General features: G+C 61.7%; 14 protein-coding genes and 1 pseudogene. 7 read left to right on the top strand and 8 right to left on the bottom strand.

The features are described from left to right. Positions 1 to 89: 89 nt before the first annotated feature. On the bottom strand, positions 90 to 1,175 hold the full coding sequence (locus tag Q4577_RS04160; RefSeq protein ID WP_303468546.1) for a ParB N-terminal domain-containing protein: 1,086 nt from the start codon (positions 1,173 to 1,175) through the stop codon (positions 90 to 92). Further along, on the bottom strand, positions 1,153 to 2,577 hold the full coding sequence (locus tag Q4577_RS04155) for an AAA family ATPase (RefSeq protein ID WP_303468547.1): 1,425 nt from the start codon (positions 2,575 to 2,577) through the stop codon (positions 1,153 to 1,155). The genes Q4577_RS04160 and Q4577_RS04155 overlap by 23 nt, the downstream gene beginning before the upstream one ends. 576 nt (positions 2,578 to 3,153) lie before the next feature. Here Q4577_RS04155 and Q4577_RS04150 point away from each other — a divergent pair. Further along, positions 3,154 to 4,419, top strand: coding sequence for a replication initiation protein (locus Q4577_RS04150; RefSeq protein WP_303468548.1), 1,266 nt, complete (start codon positions 3,154 to 3,156; stop codon positions 4,417 to 4,419). Between the two features lie 105 nt (positions 4,420 to 4,524). Here Q4577_RS04150 and cueR read toward each other — a convergent pair. The 3 genes and pseudogenes from cueR to Q4577_RS04135 all read right to left on the bottom strand — a co-directional run. Beyond that, positions 4,525 to 4,902: pseudogene (cueR, locus tag Q4577_RS04145) on the bottom strand (Cu(I)-responsive transcriptional regulator); the annotation flags it as partial. 12 nt (positions 4,903 to 4,914) lie between these two features. Next, the gene (locus Q4577_RS04140; protein ID WP_303468549.1) at positions 4,915 to 7,434 is read right to left on the bottom strand and encodes a heavy metal translocating P-type ATPase; all 2,520 of its coding nucleotides are present in this window, start codon (positions 7,432 to 7,434) and stop codon (positions 4,915 to 4,917) included. 200 nt (positions 7,435 to 7,634) lie between these two features. Next, positions 7,635 to 8,768, bottom strand: coding sequence for a S1C family serine protease (locus tag Q4577_RS04135; RefSeq protein WP_303468550.1), 1,134 nt, complete (start codon positions 8,766 to 8,768; stop codon positions 7,635 to 7,637). A gap of 197 nt (positions 8,769 to 8,965) precedes the next feature. Here Q4577_RS04135 and Q4577_RS04130 point away from each other — a divergent pair, with 197 nt between their 5' ends. From Q4577_RS04130 to Q4577_RS04105, 6 genes are all read left to right on the top strand, one after another. Then, positions 8,966 to 9,184, top strand: a complete 219-nt coding sequence (locus Q4577_RS04130) for a hypothetical protein (protein WP_244689085.1) — start codon at positions 8,966 to 8,968, stop codon at positions 9,182 to 9,184. 250 nt (positions 9,185 to 9,434) lie between these two features. Beyond that, on the top strand, positions 9,435 to 9,803 hold the full coding sequence (locus Q4577_RS04125; RefSeq protein WP_303468553.1) for a hypothetical protein: 369 nt from the start codon (positions 9,435 to 9,437) through the stop codon (positions 9,801 to 9,803). Between the two features lie 75 nt (positions 9,804 to 9,878). Next, complete coding sequence (locus Q4577_RS04120) at positions 9,879 to 10,550, top strand: response regulator transcription factor (protein WP_303468555.1); 672 nt, start codon at positions 9,879 to 9,881, stop codon at positions 10,548 to 10,550. Between the two features lie 3 nt (positions 10,551 to 10,553). Beyond that, a complete protein-coding gene (locus Q4577_RS04115; RefSeq protein WP_303468557.1) occupies positions 10,554 to 11,948 on the top strand; it encodes a HAMP domain-containing sensor histidine kinase in 1,395 nt (464 codons plus the stop codon). A 163-nt stretch (positions 11,949 to 12,111) separates the two neighbouring features. Beyond that, the gene (locus tag Q4577_RS04110; RefSeq protein WP_303468559.1) at positions 12,112 to 12,783 is read left to right on the top strand and encodes a response regulator transcription factor; all 672 of its coding nucleotides are present in this window, start codon (positions 12,112 to 12,114) and stop codon (positions 12,781 to 12,783) included. After that, positions 12,776 to 14,143: an ATP-binding protein gene (locus tag Q4577_RS04105; protein WP_303468560.1), complete on the top strand. Its 1,368-nt coding sequence runs from the start codon at positions 12,776 to 12,778 to the stop codon at positions 14,141 to 14,143. The genes Q4577_RS04110 and Q4577_RS04105 overlap by 8 nt, the downstream gene beginning before the upstream one ends. Here the strand turns inward: Q4577_RS04105 and Q4577_RS04100 are convergent. The 3 genes from Q4577_RS04100 to Q4577_RS04090 all read right to left on the bottom strand — a co-directional run bounded on the left by Q4577_RS04100 (position 14,112) and on the right by Q4577_RS04090 (position 17,230). After that, positions 14,112 to 15,215, bottom strand: a complete 1,104-nt coding sequence (locus Q4577_RS04100) for a metallophosphoesterase (protein ID WP_303468561.1) — start codon at positions 15,213 to 15,215, stop codon at positions 14,112 to 14,114. The genes Q4577_RS04105 and Q4577_RS04100 overlap by 32 nt on opposite strands. A gap of 174 nt (positions 15,216 to 15,389) precedes the next feature. Continuing rightward, a complete protein-coding gene (locus Q4577_RS04095; protein WP_303468562.1) occupies positions 15,390 to 16,706 on the bottom strand; it encodes a TRAP transporter large permease in 1,317 nt (438 codons plus the stop codon). Beyond that, entirely contained in the window at positions 16,703 to 17,230 is a 528-nt protein-coding gene (locus tag Q4577_RS04090) for a TRAP transporter small permease (RefSeq protein ID WP_303468563.1), read from the bottom strand. Before Q4577_RS04090 ends, Q4577_RS04095 begins: the two co-directional genes overlap by 4 nt. Positions 17,231 to 17,288 lie beyond the last annotated feature (58 nt).

The following is a 17,288-nucleotide window of genomic DNA, read 5'->3' as shown; positions in this document are numbered from 1 at the left end:
CTTGATGTGACAGGTAGATGGCTTGATCCGGCCATCGGGTGCCGCCGCGAAAAAGGGGGTTTCGCATGCGAAACCCCCGTCTCAACCGGTTATTGGTTTTCACCCAAAAGATACTCAATCCGGGAAATACATTCCTCGACCATTTCATCCGTGACCGGGCCGTGGAACCGGATGGCATAGCCGCGCGGGCCGGTTTCCTTGGTGATCGACATGCCGTTCACCAGCGGCTTGTGCGCGGATTTCAGCAACCGCTTCTCCGCCTTGGGCCGCCCCCCGCGCGAAGGGTTCGGCTCTGCACCTTCGGCCTCTTCGATGAAGGGCAGCATTTCGGCCCATTCCTCGGCCAGAGAGCGGACCTTGACGGCCTCCAGCGCTTCGCGGATCTTTGGCCCCTGCCCGGCCCTCAGCGCGGTCGCCAGTCGTAGACATTGGCGCTCATTCATCCCGGTGGCGAATTCCAGCATGTCGCCCATTTCTTCGTGGATCATCGCAAAGGATCGGATCTTGGATCGCTTGGCTTTCGAGGCATTGCGAAACAGCTTGTTCACCGCCTCGTCCAGCGTCGGAAAGACCCCGTCATACACCGCCATCGCCGCCGCGCGGCCGCGTTCATATTGCGACAGCCCGACCCGGATCTCGTTTTCTTCGATCATCGCGACATAGACGTCGGCCTGCGATTCCGGGTCGCGAATGAAGGCCGGGATGCGGGTGTAATCGCCATTCTTGCTTTTCAGATCGACAAGCTGGCGAAAGGCCTCAAGCCGCCGGTAGCCCGAAATCAGCGTGTATTCATCACCGGCTTTTTCACTGCGAAACACCTCGATCGGCAGGCGCAGACCGCTGTCGCAAATCGACATCGCCAGCTCGGTCAACTCCTCGGCGTCAAGCTCCAGCCGGTCACGGGAAATGCCCGCGATGCGGATGTTGTTGATCGGGATCAGCGTGACAAGACGGCCATCGGTTTCCGCTTCGCGCAGGCGTTCGGCATCGACCTTGTCACGGGCGTGTTCGGCGCGGGCCTCGGCGGGGATCGGGGTGGACATGGCGGCGGCTTCGCCCACCACATCGGCGATGGGAATGCGCGATCCACTGCGGGGGGTTTCGCGTGCGAAACCCTCTTCCAGCTCCTTCAATGCTTCGGGTGATGGCGGTTCAAGCTGTCTGCGACGTGCCATTCTCTGCCTCCTTTTCGTTGGTCTGCTCTGTCTCGGCCATCTGGGCATCGCGCCACCAAGACCCGATGAGAAGCTCCTTGAACTCGGCATAGGTCCGGTCAAAAGCTTCGCGCCCACGGGTATAGGTTTCGCGGTTGAAGTTGCGATAATCGGCCTCGTAAATCCCGCTGACGCTTTCGCCGGCCTGACCGACCAGCGCCGTGAATTCCTGCCGATAGGCATTCATCATGTCGCCGAAATAGGCCTGAATGACATTGGCCAGATCGGTCTGCTGCGCGGCGTCAAAGCGGGTGATCACGGCGCGCACAACGTCCCATTCAAACTTCATCTCTGGCAGGCCCGCGCGACGGCGGGCGCCGTTTTCGCCCTCTTCGATGCTGGCGAAGGTCGAATAGAGCATGTCGAAAAACCGGCCGGTCGAGTCGAATTCAAGGAAGGATGCCCCCAGCGGCACCAACAGAATGTCCGCAGCGGCCAGCGCGTTGATCGTCAGATAGCCAAGGGCCGGCGGCGTATCGAGCAGGATGATGTCGTAATCCTCCAGCGCGCCGCCCTCTTCCAGACCGGCGGTCAGCGCATCCCAGAGCGGCCAGGATTTCAGCCCCATGCGCCAGACCGGGATCTGGAATTCGGCCCAATAGAGGTTGAGCTGTGCCCCGATCAGGTCGATGTTGGGCCAATGGGTTTTCTGCACCACGTTTCGCAGCGAAACCCCCAATGCTTCGGTCAAGGTTTCGTCAAGCGGGGCAGGGGGGTCGCCCGCCGCTTCGCGCACGGCGTTTTCCTGTTGCAGATGCAGGGCATAGTCACGCGCCAGAATGGGGAAAACCGTCTGCCATTCATCCGCCACTTGCCCCCCGAGAATCGATGTCATGGAGCCCTGAGAATCCAGATCAATTACCAAGACTTTGTAACCATCCAGTGCGGCGCTCATGGCGAGGTGCGCAGCGGTCGAGGTCTTGCCGACGCCGCCCTTGAAATTGGCAACAGCGACGACCTTGGCCGGCAGACCCTTGGGCCGATAGGGGCGGTATTCCTTGGTGCTGACCCCCTCTTCGGCAAAGTGATCACGCAGGCGCAGAACCTCTTCGAGGCTGAACCATTTGGCCCCTGCGTGGCCCTCGCCCTGGGGCAGGTCGGGATGCTTGTTCAGCACGCGGCGCAGATGGGCGGGGGCGACCGGGATCAGGTAGCGACAGATTTCCCAGGTCGAGAATTTTCGCAACCGTTTGCGCCCGTCCGGGGCGTAGCCGCGTTTGGCCAGATCGTCACGGCCACGCCCGGCGAAAGCCGCGGCTTTCGCGAATCGAGCGGTGTCGATAGGATCACCCAACTTGGCCGATGCGGCCTCTGGGTCGAGATTGAAATAGGGGGGCAGGGGGGTATCTTGTTTACGCGCCATTGTGCCTGTGCCTTGCTCAGATCGTGTGATTTGCCTGTTATTCGCCAGATCATCGCACATCTTTCGCCAACTGTGAATTGGCAATCGAGAGCGAACCTGTTGGAGGTTTCGCAGGCGAAACCCCCCTTGAAAGCCAGATATTGAGAGAAAAAGCACCCCAACAAGGTTTGAATCTTTTAAGAGATTTAAGAGATTTGGCTTGGAGAAAAGATTTGATTCTCGGGGGTTAGACCTGTTTGGGGACCCGGATACGGTGCGTCGGGCACCCGTTTACGGGACAAACGGCACCCCCATTCAGGACGAAGGGCCCCGATTCGCGGGGGAGGGGGCACCAGGACTCAGGAAGCCCCGGTTTTTCGCCAAAAGCCGCCCCATTGCCACAGGATGATCCTGTATTTGGGTACCCAACGACCCGCAGGACATCACCCCCCAAGCCCATAGGCACCCGTTTACGGGGGCACAATCGCCGGGGTTTGGGTCCCCTGTTGGTGATTGAGCGTGGGTGCCTTTTGGGGTTATACTGATGCCCAGCAGACCGGACAGAGCCAAAAGGGCCACCGGGAAGAAGGGCAGGCAATGGCAGAAGATATCCCCCACGATCAGTTGAGCGGGCCGCTACGGCGGCCTTCGGTCAAGAAGAATGTGGCCGCAATTCATGTGTCTGGCAAGCTGACACTGCTGCAACGCAAACTGTCGAATGTGTTGCTGTTGAATGCCTATGACCATCTTGTCACCAAACCCAAACACCAGATTGATGCCCGCACGCTCTGTATGATGGTGGGGTATAATTCCAACGATATGGAAACGCTGAAAGCCTCGCTTCGGTCGCTGGCGGAAACGGTGGCGGAATGGGACATGCTGGGCGCGGACGGCCAACAGGAATGGGGTGTTTCGGCGCTTCTGTCTTATGCCAAGCTGAAGGGCGGGGTCTGTGAATATGCCTATTCGCCGGCCTTGGCGGAAAAGCTGCACGATCCGAAGGTGTTTGCGCTGATCAATCTGAACATCCAGCGGCGGTTTACCAGCGGGCATGCGCTGGCGCTCTATGAGAATTGTTACCGGTTCGTGCGGACCGGCAGCACGGGCTGGTGGCCGATTGATCTGTTCCGGCGGCTGATGGGGGTCGATGGCAGCGCCTATTATGAAAGCTTCAAACATCTGAATGCCAAGGTGATCAAACCGGCGGTGAAAGAAGTGAACAAGACGTCGAACATCCTGCTGGAGCCGGAGTTTCGCAAGATGGGCCGGCAGGTCAGCGAGATCCGGTTCAAGATCCGCGAAAACCCGCAGCTGGCCATGCTGGACATCGACGATGGCGAAGGTGTGCGGCAGGGCGCGGTGTATCAGGGATTGTTGAGGGTCGGCGTCAGCGACCGGCTGGCGCGGCAGTGGATTGCCGAACATGGCGAGGATTATGTCGCCGAGAAGCTGGCCTATCTTCAGGGGCGCGATGGGGTGAAAAGCCCGGTGCGGTATCTGAGCGCGGCGCTGCGTGATGATTACAAGGGGGAGGTCGCGGCGGAGCCATCGCCAGAGGCGGTCGAAGCCGCCGAAGTGCGCAAGGCACAGGCCGAGGCAACCAGCCGGGAAGAGGAGGCGCGCGAGGCCGAGATGGACCGTGCCCGCCGTTTGCGGGCCGGGCGTTTGGGCCGTATCCGCGAATTGGTGGCGGCACGTACACCGACGCAACGCGACGCGGACAAGCGGTTGTTCCTCGCGCGGTTGGACGATGACGTCGAGCGCGAGGAATTCATGCGGCTGGGCTGGGGATCGGCCCTGTCGGTGGGCGCGATGGTCGCCTTTTGGGAGGAGTTGGTGCCGGGGGCGTTCGAGGAGGTCTGATCAGCCGCGCTGGCCAATCCGCCGTTGTCCCGGGCGATGCCCCGGATGTTGCTCCGAAGATTGCTTGGTGGATGTCTCTGGCTGCGGGGCACTTTTCGACGCTTTCGCAAGGTCCGCGAGGATCGGGCAATCGGGGCGGTGATCGCCGGCGCAGGCATGTACCAGATGGGCGAGGGTGGCGCGCATTTCCCCGAGCTCTGCAATCTTTTCGTCGATCCGCTCCAGGTGATGCTCTGCAATATCCTTGACCTCGGCGCTGGCGCGGTGGTCGTCCTCGTACAGCGCCATGAGGTTGCGGCAATCCTCGATCGAAAAGCCAAGCGCGCGGGCGCGGCCCAGGAACGCCAGCTTGTGCGCGTCGCTTTCGCGGAAGCTGCGATAGCCGTTGGCGCTGCGCAGGGGTTTCACCAGCCCGATATCTTCGTAGTAACGGATGGTTTTGGCGGGCAGGCCGGACAGGGCGGCCACATCTCCGATATTCATGGGGTATCCTCCTTATTCAGCGGCAAGTGGGGTGGGGGAGGGCGTTTGGCCCTTGGCGGGACGTGGCGCGCCAGCCTCGTCCATGACGGGGCGCAGGCGGCGCAATCTCAGGGCATTGGTCAGAACGAAGACCGAGCTGAGCGCCATGGCCCCCGCCGCCAGAACCGGCGACAGAAGCAGGCCAAAGGCGGGATAGAGCACGCCCGCCGCCACCGGGATCAGCGCGACGTTGTAGCCGAAGGCCCAGAACAGGTTCTGGCGGATGTTGGCCATGGTCCGGCGAGAGACATCGAAGGCGTTGACCACGCCGCGCAGATCGCCCGACATCAGCACCACATCGGCGGATTCGATGGCGACGTCGGTGCCGGTGCCAATGGCAATGCCGACATCGGCATGGGCCAGCGCGGGGGCGTCGTTGATGCCATCACCGACAAAGGCGATCTGTTGGCCGGTGCCGCGCAGCTCGTCCAGCGCCGCGACCTTGCCATCGGGCAGAACGCCGGCGATGACGTGGTCGATCCCGGTTTCGCGGGCAATGGCGAGGGCGGTTTCGCGTTTGTCGCCGGTGATCATCGCCACCTTCAGGCCAAGGTCATGTAGCGCAGAGATCGCCGCCGCGCTGGCCGGTTTCACCGGATCGGCGACACCGATCACCGCCGCGACCCTGCCGTCTATGGCGGCAAAAAGCGCGGTGCGACCTTGTTCGGCAAGGCGGCGTTCGCCATCCGCCAGCGGCGTGATGTCGAGCCCCTCGCGGGTCATGAGGCGGTCGGCGCCGACCAGCACGTCACGCCCCGCCACCTTGGCGCGGACGCCGTAGCCGGTGATCGAGGAGAAGTCGTCGACGTCGTGGCGCGGCGCGCCTTCGGTCTTGGCGGCGCGGACAATGGCCTCGGCGATGGGATGTTCCGACAGCGCCTCGACCGCCGCCACCAGCGCCAGCACAACGGCCCGGTCGAAACCTTCGGTCAGTACGAGGTCGGTCAATTCCGGGCGGCCTTCGGTCACGGTGCCGGTCTTGTCCAGCGCGACCACATCGACCGAGGTCAGCTGTTGCAGCGCATCGCCCTTGCGGAACAGCACGCCCATTTCGGCGGCACGTCCGGTGCCCACCATGATCGAGGTCGGCGTGGCCAGCCCCATCGCACAGGGGCAGGCGATGATCAGCACCGATACCCCCGCGACCAGCGCATGGGACAATGTGGGCGCGGGGCCAACCACGAGCCAGACCAGCAGGGTCAGCGCGGCCAAGGCCATGACGGCGGGCACAAACCACAGGGTGATCCGGTCCACCAATCCCTGGATCGGCAGTTTCGCGCCCTGGGCCTGTTCGACCATGCGGATAATCTGGGCCAGCGTGGTGTCGGCGCCAACGCGTGTCGCGCGGAACTGGAAGCTGCCGGTGCCATTGACGGTGCCGCCGGTCACCGGATCGCCGGTGGTCTTGGCGACGGGGACAGGTTCCCCCGTGATCATGCTTTCGTCGACATGGGCGTTGCCCTGGGTCACCTCGCCGTCGACGGCAATGCGTTCGCCGGGCCGGACAATCAGGATGTCGCCCGCGCCGATGCGGTCGATGGGCACCTCCTGTGGCTCGCCATCGACCATGATATGCGCGGTGCGGGCCTGTAGACCCAAAAGTTTCTGGATCGCCGCCCCGGTACGGCCCTTGGCACGGGCCTCCATCCAGCGGCCGAGCAGGATCAGCACGACGATCACCGCCGCCGCTTCGAAATAGACGGCGCGAGAGGCTTCGGGCAGCAGGTCGGGCGCGAACAGCGCGGTCAGAGAAAACAGATAGGCCGCCCCGGTGCCGACCGCGACGAGGCTGTTCATGTCGGGCGCGCCTTTTATCAGGGCGGGAAAGCCCTTGGTGTAGAAATGCCGCCCGGGCCAGAACAGTACCACGGTGGTCAGGACGAACTGGATCAGCCAGCTGGTGTGATGGCCGATGGTGCGCCCGATCAATTCATGCACGCCCGGCACCACATGGGCGCCCATTTCCAACAGGAACACCGGCAGGGCCAGCGCCGCCGCAAAGGCGGTCTTGCGCGCCAGATCGCGCGCCTCGCCCTCTTTGCGGGCGCCGGGGTCTTCGGTTGTTGTCGCATCGACGGGTTCCGCCGGGTATCCGGCATCGGCCGCAGCCTTTAACAGGTCGGCCAGAGTCACCATGCCCTCGGCATAGGTGACGGTCGCGGTTTCCGAGGCGAGGTTGACATTGACCTCGGTCACGCCGGGCAGGGCCGCCAGCGCCTTGTCAACGCGCCCGACGCAAGAGGCACAGGACATCGAGGCGATGTTCAACCGGACGCTTGTGGTGCGCGCCGGATAGCCCGCGCGGTCCAGCGCTGCGATCACCTCGGGGATGCGGGCGTCTGTATCCACACGCGCCTGCGCCGTTTCGGATGCAAGATTGACGCTGACCTCTTCTACGCCGGGCAAAGCCGCCAGCGCACGTTCGACCCGACCAACGCAGGATGCGCAGGACATGTTTTGGACGGAAACCCGCAGTTCTGATGAGGTGGACATGATATCTCCTTCGTCGCTGGGAAGGTATCTAATGGTTCCACTCACTGGAAGGTCAATAGTGTTGCGGGATTATTTGCGGCGTGCCCTTGGCCCGGGTGGGGCATCGGCAGGGCGGGGGGGTGTCAAACATTTAAACCTGCCCCGGTGTGAATGGCACCGGGGCAGGCGATTGTTGTGTGTGCGACGCGGCAAGGCAGGTGTCAGGCGTCCTGCGCCGTGGCGCGATTGGCCAGGGTGACATCCAGCGTCAGGTGTTCGCCCTTGCGCAGAACCTCGATCTTTGAGGCCGTGTCCGGGGCGGTGTTCGCAACCGAGCGGGTCAGGTCGCGGGCGTCTTCGATCCTGGTGCCATCGAAGGTGAGCACAATGTCACCGGATTTCAGACCGGCTTTCTGCGCCGGGGTGCCCTCCATGACCTTGTCGATCATCGTGCCCTGACCGGGTTTCAGCCCGAGGACCGATGCGACCTCTTCGCTTACCGGTTTGATCTGGACCCCCAGCCAACCGCGATCAATCTGGCCGTCGTCCTTGAGGTCGGCAACGATGGTGGACACCTGATCCGAAGGCACGGCAAAGCCGATCCCGGCGTTTGCGCCATTGGGTGAAAAGATCGCGGTGTTGACGCCGATCACCTCGCCCTTGTTGTTGAACAGCGGGCCGCCGGAATTGCCACGGTTGATGGCGGCGTCGGTCTGGATGAAGGAATCGAAGGGGCCGGATTGAATATCGCGGTCCTTGGCCGAGACGATGCCGGTCGTGACCGTGCCGCCCAGCCCGAATGGGTTGCCCATGGCGATCACCTCGTCGCCAACGCGCATCGCATCGGACGAGCCGAACGCAACGGTCGGCAGGTCCGAGCCTTCGATATCGAGCAGGGCGATGTCGGTCAGGGGATCGGCACCGATGACCGTGGCGTCATATTCCGTGCCATCCGCGAATTTGACGGTGACGGTGGTCGCGCCATCAATCACGTGGTTGTTGGTGACGATCAGCCCGTCGTCCGAGATGATGAAGCCAGAGCCGAGCCCCTGACGGTCGGGTCTGTTCGGCACCTGTGGCATCTGGGGCATGGCATCGCCAAAGCGGCGCTGGAATTCCTTGAAGAATTCATCGTTGGGCATGCCGCGTTCTGCGCTGGCGGGGGTGGCCCTGGTGGTGACTTCGACAAGGACGACGGCGGGGCTGAATTGTTCGATCAGGTCGGCATAGCCGCCTGCGGGAACGGCAAGCGCGGCAGAGGGCGCCAGTGCGACAAGCCCGGTCGAGGCGACAGTGGCTGCAAGCAAGGCAGCGGTCAGTGGGGTACGGCGTTTCGGGGCGTGTTGGTGTGACATGAGGGGAACTCCATGTTCATGCGGTGTGGAGCAGATATCGGAACCGGGGATGAACATGAGGTCGCAGGAACTATACAGATTTGTAATCCGGGGCTGCTGCATGAAACCGGCGTATAACATCGTTGTAATGTCAGCGTCAGGTCATCGCCGATGTCCGGCCCCATATTCTTGTCACAAGGAACAAGGAGATCTGACATATGCAACGTATCAAATCAGTTTTGGCAAGCGCGCTTCTGGCCGTGATGGTGTTCGCCGGGTTCGGCTTTGGGATCATGGCGGTTGGTTTCGCCATTTTGCTGGGGGGTGTTTTTGCGCTGGCCTTGCGTCTGGCGGGGCCGGGGATCATCGCGGCGGCGGAGAAACGCGCCAAGGCGGCGCAGAGTGAGCGCTTTGAGGACCGGCCTGTCACGGCCTGAGCCACATATGCTGACGACAAGCAAACGGCGGGGGCATCCCCGCCGTTGTGCATTTTACTGCCCGGTTTTGCTTTTGTCGCTGACGCAAAGGGCCCCGTCGGCATCGCGGTTTGAACGGCGGTTCAGGGTTTTGCGGCGCCATATCCAGACCTAACAGAGATGTAATGCACCGGTCAGTCGCCCGGCATTCGGAGGCCTTAGATCAGTCTCATCGGGCGGGATGGTCCCGCCCAACACCAAGGAGATGACCATGAAACGCAATAAGATCGCACTCGCCGCAACCTCCGGCCTCGTCGGCCTGTCTTTGCTCGCCGGTTCGCTGGCCTACGCCGCGACCGGGTCGGAGGCCAGATCGGCGCAAGAGCTGCAACAGTTCCTGACCGCCCATCCCGAAGTGGCCGCCGTGGTGGCGGACGTCGAAACCAAGACCGGCGGCACGGTCACGGAGGCCGAATTCGATGACGATACCCCGGGCAACGGCATCGTGGAATTCGAGGTCATGATGGCCGATGGGTCCGAGCAGGAGGTGCTCTTTACGTTGGCAGATGGATCGATGGCGGTCGAGGTCGATGAAGACGGCGACGACGATGGCGATATGGACGGCGACGACGACAAGTAAGTCGCAAAGTTCTGAGATTCATGGCAAAAGACCGGTGGCCCCTTGTGGGTCCATCGGCATGTGACGGAGCAAGAGATGAAGATCCTGGTGATCGAGGACGACAAGACAACCGGCACCTACATCGCGGATGGGCTGCGGGAAGAAGGCCATGTTGTCGACCTTTTGGAGAACGGGCGCGAGGCGCTTTTGCAGGCCAGCACCACCGACTATGACATCCTGATCGTCGACCGGATGTTGCCCGGTCTCGACGGGATGGCGCTGGTCAAGACCCTGCGGGGCGCAAAGAACCAGACGCCCGTGCTGTTCCTGACATCGCTCGGCGGTGTCGATGACCGCATCGAGGGGCTGAACGCCGGTGGCGACGATTACCTCGTGAAGCCCTTTGCATTCGGCGAACTGTCGGCACGTGTGGCGGCGTTGGCGCGGCGACCGCGCGCGACGCAAGAGGACACTGTCCTGCGCGCCGGCGATCTGGAAATGGACCTTGTTCGGCGCAGGGTCACGCGCGCGGGGCAGACAATCGACCTTCTGCCGCGGGAATTCGCGCTTCTGGAACATCTTCTGCGCCGCAAAGGCAGGGTGCAGACCCGCACCATGTTGCTGGAGGCAGTGTGGGACATCAGCTTCGATCCACAGACCAATGTGGTCGAGACCCATATCAGCAGGCTGCGCGCCAAGGTCGACAAACCTTTCGACACGGAACTGATCGAAACCGTCCGCGGGTCGGGCTATCGGATCGAGGCCTGAGCGATGGGCACCGCACGCGACATCTGGACATCGACGCCGCTGCGCCAATCGCTGGCCATGGCGGCGCTTTTTGCATTGGTCAGCCTTGTCAGTCTGACGGCAACCTATGCGCTTGTCCGCGACAATTCCGAACAATCGCTTCGGGCGACGCTTCAGCAGGAGATGGCGGGGTTCAAGGCCCTGCCGAATGCGGCGGCGGTGCTGACCTTTGTGCGGTCGCAGTCGCGCACAGCCTCGCCCGAGGATCGCATTCTGAGCTATGTTCTGCCCGGTGGGCTTCATGTTGGCAATGCGGCGCTGATTTCCACGAAGAACGGATTTGCGGTCGTGTCCTTTGATCGCGATGACGAAGATATTGATGGCAATTACTTTGCGCTGAGCGCGGCGGTGCATGGCGGGCAGCTGACCATTGCCGTCAGCGCCGAACCGTTGGAGGACATCCAGGAGGCGTTTCTGGCGGTGTTCCTGTTCAGCCTGATCCCCACGACGCTGATCGTGGTCGGCGGTGGCATTCTGCTGGCGCGGCGCACGGTCAGCCGGCTTGACCGGATTGATGACACGCTTGAACGGCTGACAACCGGCGATTACGCCGCCCGCGTCGCGCCGATGGCGGGGCGGGCCGACGATCTGACGCAGATCGGGGCCCGGATCGACAAGATGGCGACGGTGCAGGAACAACAGATTTCGGCGCTGAAACAGGTGTCTGCCGACATCGCCCATGATCTGAAGACCCCGATTCAGCGGGTGTCGGTCCTGTTGAACCAGTTGCAGGACAAGGCCGGAGAGGACGGTGCAATCGCCGATCTGGTGGCGCGGGCCAATATCGAAACCGATGGCATCGTAAAGACGTTTCAGGCGCTGTTGCAAATCGCCCAGATCGAAGGCGGTTCGCCGAAGAAGCGGTTTGAAAGGGTCGATGTTGCGGCGCTGGCGCGTACCTTCTGTGAGGTTTACGAACCTTCGGCCGAGGAAACCGGTCATGCGCTGATCTGTGACGCGCCAGAGCGGGCGGCATATGTGCGGGGCGATAAATCGCTTCTGGGGCAGGTCTTTGCCAACCTGATTGAAAACGCCCTGCGCCATACGCCGGAAGGGGCGGCAATCACCGTCAGCGTCGCGACCGGTGGCGGAACCGTCCGCATTCTGGCCAGCGACACCGGTCCCGGCATTCCCGAGGATGAGCGGGAGAATGTGCTGCGCCGTCTTTACCGGCTGGAGCACAGCCGCACCACACCGGGGAACGGATTGGGGCTGAGCCTTGTGGTCGCAATCGTCGAGATGCACGACGGCGCATTGGCGCTTGAGGACAACGATCCCGGCCTGCGGGTCAAGATCACATTCCCGGCGGCGGGAGGGGCGGATGTGGTCCCGGCCAGAAACGTCCCGTCAAAGCGATAAACCGCACAGGCCAGCGCCGTCAAATTTCCGCCCGGATAAACCGAAATTGCGGCGCTGCGCCTGACCTCTGGGTTGGCGGCGGTATACGGATTGGTAATCTGACGACCGTGGCGCACCGCAGGCTTTCCCGGTAACATCGGCGCAGCAAACAAAGGTGGACATGATGCGCGTGCTGATCGTTGAGGACGACCAGGAAACAGCTGACTATATCTGCACGGGTCTGGCCGAACTTGGCCATGTGTTTGAACATGCGGCCGATGGCAAGACCGGATTTCTGAGCGCGCTCGACAGCGAATTTGACGTCATGATCATCGACAGGATGTTGCCGGGGCTTAACGGGTTGTCGCTTGTCAAATCCATCCGTGGCGAAGGCGTCGGGACGCCGGTTTTGTTTCTCAGCGCGATGGACGGCATCAACGACCGGGTTGACGGTCTGGAGGCCGGGGCGGATGATTATCTGGTCAAACCCTTTGCCTTTTCCGAGCTTTCCGCCCGTCTTGCCGCATTGGCGCGCCGCCCTCCGATGCAGACCGAGGAAACCAGGTTGCAGCTTGCCGATCTGGAGGTCGACCTGATCCGGCATTCGGTGACACGGGCCGGGGGGGCGATACAGGTGCAACCCCGCGAATTCCGGCTGCTGGTCTATCTCATGCGCAATGCCGACAGGGTGGTCACGCGCACGATGCTGCTTGAGGGGGTCTGGGATTTCCACTTTGACCCGCGGACCAATGTCGTTGAATCCCATATCAGCCGCCTCAGGAACAAGGTCGACAAACCCTTTGACCGGCCCCTGATCCACACGGTGCGCGGCGCGGGATATTCCATGCATGTTTAAACTTGGCCGGATGTCGCGGCGGCTGTCGCTTCAGTTTGCATTTCTTTATTCCCTCCTGTCCGCTCTTGTCTTTGTCGGGGCCTATTGGTTCACCAGTTACGAGGTGCGTGACTGGCTTCACGATCAGATGGATTCGGACCGGGGGAACCTGTCAGAGGTTCTGAGGGAGGAAGGTGTCGACGCATTGGCGCTGAGCATTGATGTGCTGACGCGGGTGAATTTCGAAAATGCGCGTATCTTTCAGCTTGCCGATGCTGATGGCAGGGTTCTGGCGGGCAACATCCGGCGCGTCACGGGCCGGATCGAAAATGGCTATATCCCGGTCGAGAATTTGGAGATCGACGGCGAACACGGCGATGAAATTTCCGGCTATTGGATCACCTCCGGCCCGATCGGGCCTTATGTGTTGTTGCAGGGGACCGGCAACCACGTCATTGCCGAGGTCCTGGAGGCATTGGCGATTTCACTGGTCTCCGGGTTCATCCTGATCATGGTGCTGGGGTCTTTTGTTGGTGTTTGGGTAGGGCGGCTGACCGGATCACGCATTGAGGTCATCTCGGGCACGATGGAGGGTTTTTCCAGAGGCGAGCTGACCGCGCGTATCCCGAATGGCGACGAGGCTGGCGACGATCTGTCGGTTGTTGCGACCCGCATCAATCGGATGCTGGGGCGGCTGGAAAACCTGATCGAAAGCCAGGTGCAGATTACCAATGACATCGCTCACGACCTTCGGACGCCGTTGCAACGGCTTCGGCAACGGTTGGAACGAATGGCGACACGGGACCGGGTTGATCCCAATGATGCGCATGTGGCACTGGAGCAGGCCGAAGACATCATCAATACGTTCAATGCTCTGTTGCGCATCGCCCAGATAGAAGCGGGCGACCGTCGGGAACGGTTCCGGGCAACCGATCTGAACGACCTTGCGGTCAACGTCTTTGACGCCTTCGAACCCAGCGCCGAGCAGAACGGGCAGCAGCTTCGGGTGATGACATTTGGCCAACCTGTGGCGATGCTGGCCGATCCTGACCTGTTGATGCAGCTTATATCCAATCTGACCGAAAATGCATTGCGCCACACGCCAAAGGATACGGTCATCGAAATCGCAGTGTCGCGGATCGACGGCGCGCCGGTTCTGACGGTGTCGGACAATGGTCCGGGATTGCGCCCCGAGGATCGTGAAAAGGTGTTTCGCCGCTTTTATCGTGGCGAGAAGAGCCGAACCACGGGCGGAAATGGCTTGGGGTTGAGCCTGTGCAAGGCGATTGCCGAGTTGCACCACGCAACCATCCATTTGTCTGATCGTGACCCCGGTCTGCGGGTCGAGATCAATTTTGCGAAAACGTCGCCGCCGGTGTGACCGGCGGTTTCAGGGCAGAGAGCGTTTTTGTTGCGCGCGCCGGGGTGCGGCGGCAGGGCAAGGCCCCGGACCCCGGAATGATCCTGTTTTCGCCAAGATAAGACCAGCCTACGGCATCGCTGGAAAAATCCAGCTTCAGGACACCGGGGGTATCGGTGATCAACTCAGCCGTTCGTTCATTGGCGACGACGGGTTTGCCGGACACCTTGCCCCCGGCGCCTGCGACAAAGATGGTGGTGCCATCGGTCGCGGGGGTGCCCCCTGCATCAAGCGGTTTCGTGCGTTCGAGAAAGTGGTTGTGCCCATTCAGGACAAAGACCGCGCCCGCGTCGGCCAGCCTGGCAAACAGCTGTTTCGCGGCCTCGGACCCGCCCCGGGCGACGGCGGAATATGCCGGCCTGTGGAACATGGCGCCAATGCATGCCTCCGGGTGTGCGGCCAGAATATCCGCCAGCCAGACGGCCTGATCAGAACCGTCCGAGGCATCTGTTTCGCTGTTGAGTGACAGGATGATCCAGCTGCCGGCGCGAAGGGCATAATAGCCGTTTCGATCCGGGCCGGCGCGCTCTGTCCAATAGTCGAAGTAGCCGAATGCACCGGGCGAGCGATATTCGTGATTGCCGGGGGTTGGCCAGGTGCGCGCCTTTGCCCTGCCCCAGAACGGATCATAACAATCCTGAAAGGCGAGGGGTTCGCCCCGGTTATAGGCCAGATCCCCAAGCGCGAGAACACCCAGATCCGGGTGCTGGTCGAGGATCGACGTCGTGACAACCATGCTTTTGTTGGGGGGGAGCGGCGTGTTTTTCAGGCCCATAGCCAAGCCGATGTTTCTACGCAGCCGGTCGATGCCATCGACATCGCAGGACGCAATATCACCTGCGGCCAGGAGTGAAAATTCTTCGCCCACGCGCAAGTCGTGAATGCGGGACCGATCGAACAGCCGCGGGCTGTCGGAACCGAGCGCGCGGGTCGCCAGCGATGCGGTCAGGAACCAGGCCGTTCCATCCGAAGCCGCAAATATGGCAAACGCGACTGCGATCAGCGCGAGACAGCTTTGGAATTTTGTCAGCATGGCCACTCCTTTTGAAGGTGGAGTAACCAGATCGCGGTCGCGCGCAGGTTGGCCAATGATTACGAATTCGTAACCTCTGGCATGTGACCGGGCGGGGGACAGGGCGGGGGGACAGGGCCTTGGCCCGGCCAATGCGCCACGACAGTTCCATTTTGGGATGTCGTGGCTGGCCCGCTATTCGAGGAACTTGACCAGCCAGAGCACGGTGATCGGCGAGAATACGAACAGCATCAGCCGCGCGAGGTCGGCCAGGAAGAAGGCAATGACCCCCTTGTAAATCCGCATGATGCCCACGTCCGGCAACATCGACGAAATCACAAAGACATTCATCCCGATGGGGGGCGTGATCAGGCTGATCTCGACCGCAACCACCACGATAATGCCCCACCAGACCAGTTTCAGGTTCGGATCAATCGGCAGGGCCAGTTCGGAAATCACCGGCACAAAGATCGGCACGGTGAGAAAGATCATGGCCGGGCCGTCGATGATCATGCCCAAAAGCACATAGCAGCACAGGATCACCATGACGGTGCCCCAGGGACCGATGCCGAGACCGCTGATGAAGCTCAGGATTTCCTGTGGTGCGCCTGCGATGTTCACGAATTGGTTCAGCATCAGCGCGCCAAAGCCGACGCAGAAGATCGTTGCCGTGGTGACACCAGCCTCGACCAGAGAGTCAAAGAACACCCGGATGTTCATTCGGCGGCGCAGGGTTGCAATCAACAGCGCACCGCCGGCGCCGATGCCGCCGCCCTCTGACGCGGTGAAGATGCCGAAGAAGATGCCGCCCATGATCAAAAGGAACAGCGCGGCAATGCCCCAGATACCGCTGAGCGAGCGCAGTTTTTCCTGCCAGCTGGCCTCGGCCGCGCGGGGGGCCCATTGTGGTTTGACGATGCAGACGATCTGAATCGCGATCAGGTAGAAGACCACCGAAATGATGCCGGGGATGAGCCCCGCCATGAACAGTTTGGCGATGTCGACCTCGGCCAGCAGCCCATAGATGATCAGCGCGCCGGAGGGCGGGATCAGAATGCCGATGGTGCCGCCGGCGGCCACGGTGCCGGCCGAAAACGCATCGTCGTAATTGTAACGCCGCATCGCCGGGATCGCGACCTTTGTCATGGTGGCGGCGGTGGCCATCGACGAGCCGGAAATCGCCGCCATGCCGCCACAGGCCGCGACCGTCGACAGCGCCAGCCCGCCGCGCATATGCCCCAGCCATCTGGAGGCGGTGTCATACATGTTGTCGGCGATCCCCGATTTGGTGACGAAAACCCCCATCAGGATGAACAGCGGCAGCACCGCGAATTGGCTGTTGGCCGCCAGTTCGAGAATTTGCTGACCTGCGACCGTGCCTGCGGCATCAAACCCGCGGGGATGGGACAATGCGAAACCGACATAGCCCACAAACAGCAGCGAAAACCCCAGCGGAAACCCAATGCCGGCGATCACCAGCATGACCACAATGGCGATGACGAGTTCGATCATAGCGAAATATCCTCGTGGTCGGAATGTGCGGTTTTGCCGGCTTCACGTGCGGCGCGCAGTGCAAACAGGGCGGCGCCGATGACCAGCAAGGCGACATAGGTCAGGACCACGGGATACAGCGGCCAGTCCATCATCAGGCTGGTGGTGTCACGCTGATAGTAGCGCATGCCCTGATCAAACAGCCGTTTGGCCATGAACAGGGACATCGCCACGATGCCGACATCAATGGCAATCAAGCGGATGCGATCAAAGGTCGATACCTTGGCAAACAGCGGCACCAGCAGATCGACCTTGATATGCCCGCGCCCCAGCGTCACCGCCGGGAATGCGGTGAAGATCGTAATGCCCAGCATGATGGCCATCAGATCCTCGGTCGCGGCAATCGGCGAATTGAGCACATACCGAAAAAAGACCGAAAGAAAGACAAGCGCCATCAGGCTGAAAATCGACGCTGCGGCGATGTAGCTGAGAAACCGGCTGATGAAACCCGCCCAGACAGGCATGGTGTTCGGTAAGTTTTTCATGAAAAGCCTTTCCGGGGAGGATGCCACAGCGGTGCCGTTTTCGGCGCGGTGGCATCGT

The organism is Marinovum sp. 2_MG-2023, assembly GCF_030548265.1.
GTDB lineage: Bacteria > Pseudomonadota > Alphaproteobacteria > Rhodobacterales > Rhodobacteraceae > Marinovum.
The sequence above is the reverse complement of the archived record's forward strand: the minus strand, read 5'-3'. Positions and strand labels throughout refer to the sequence as shown.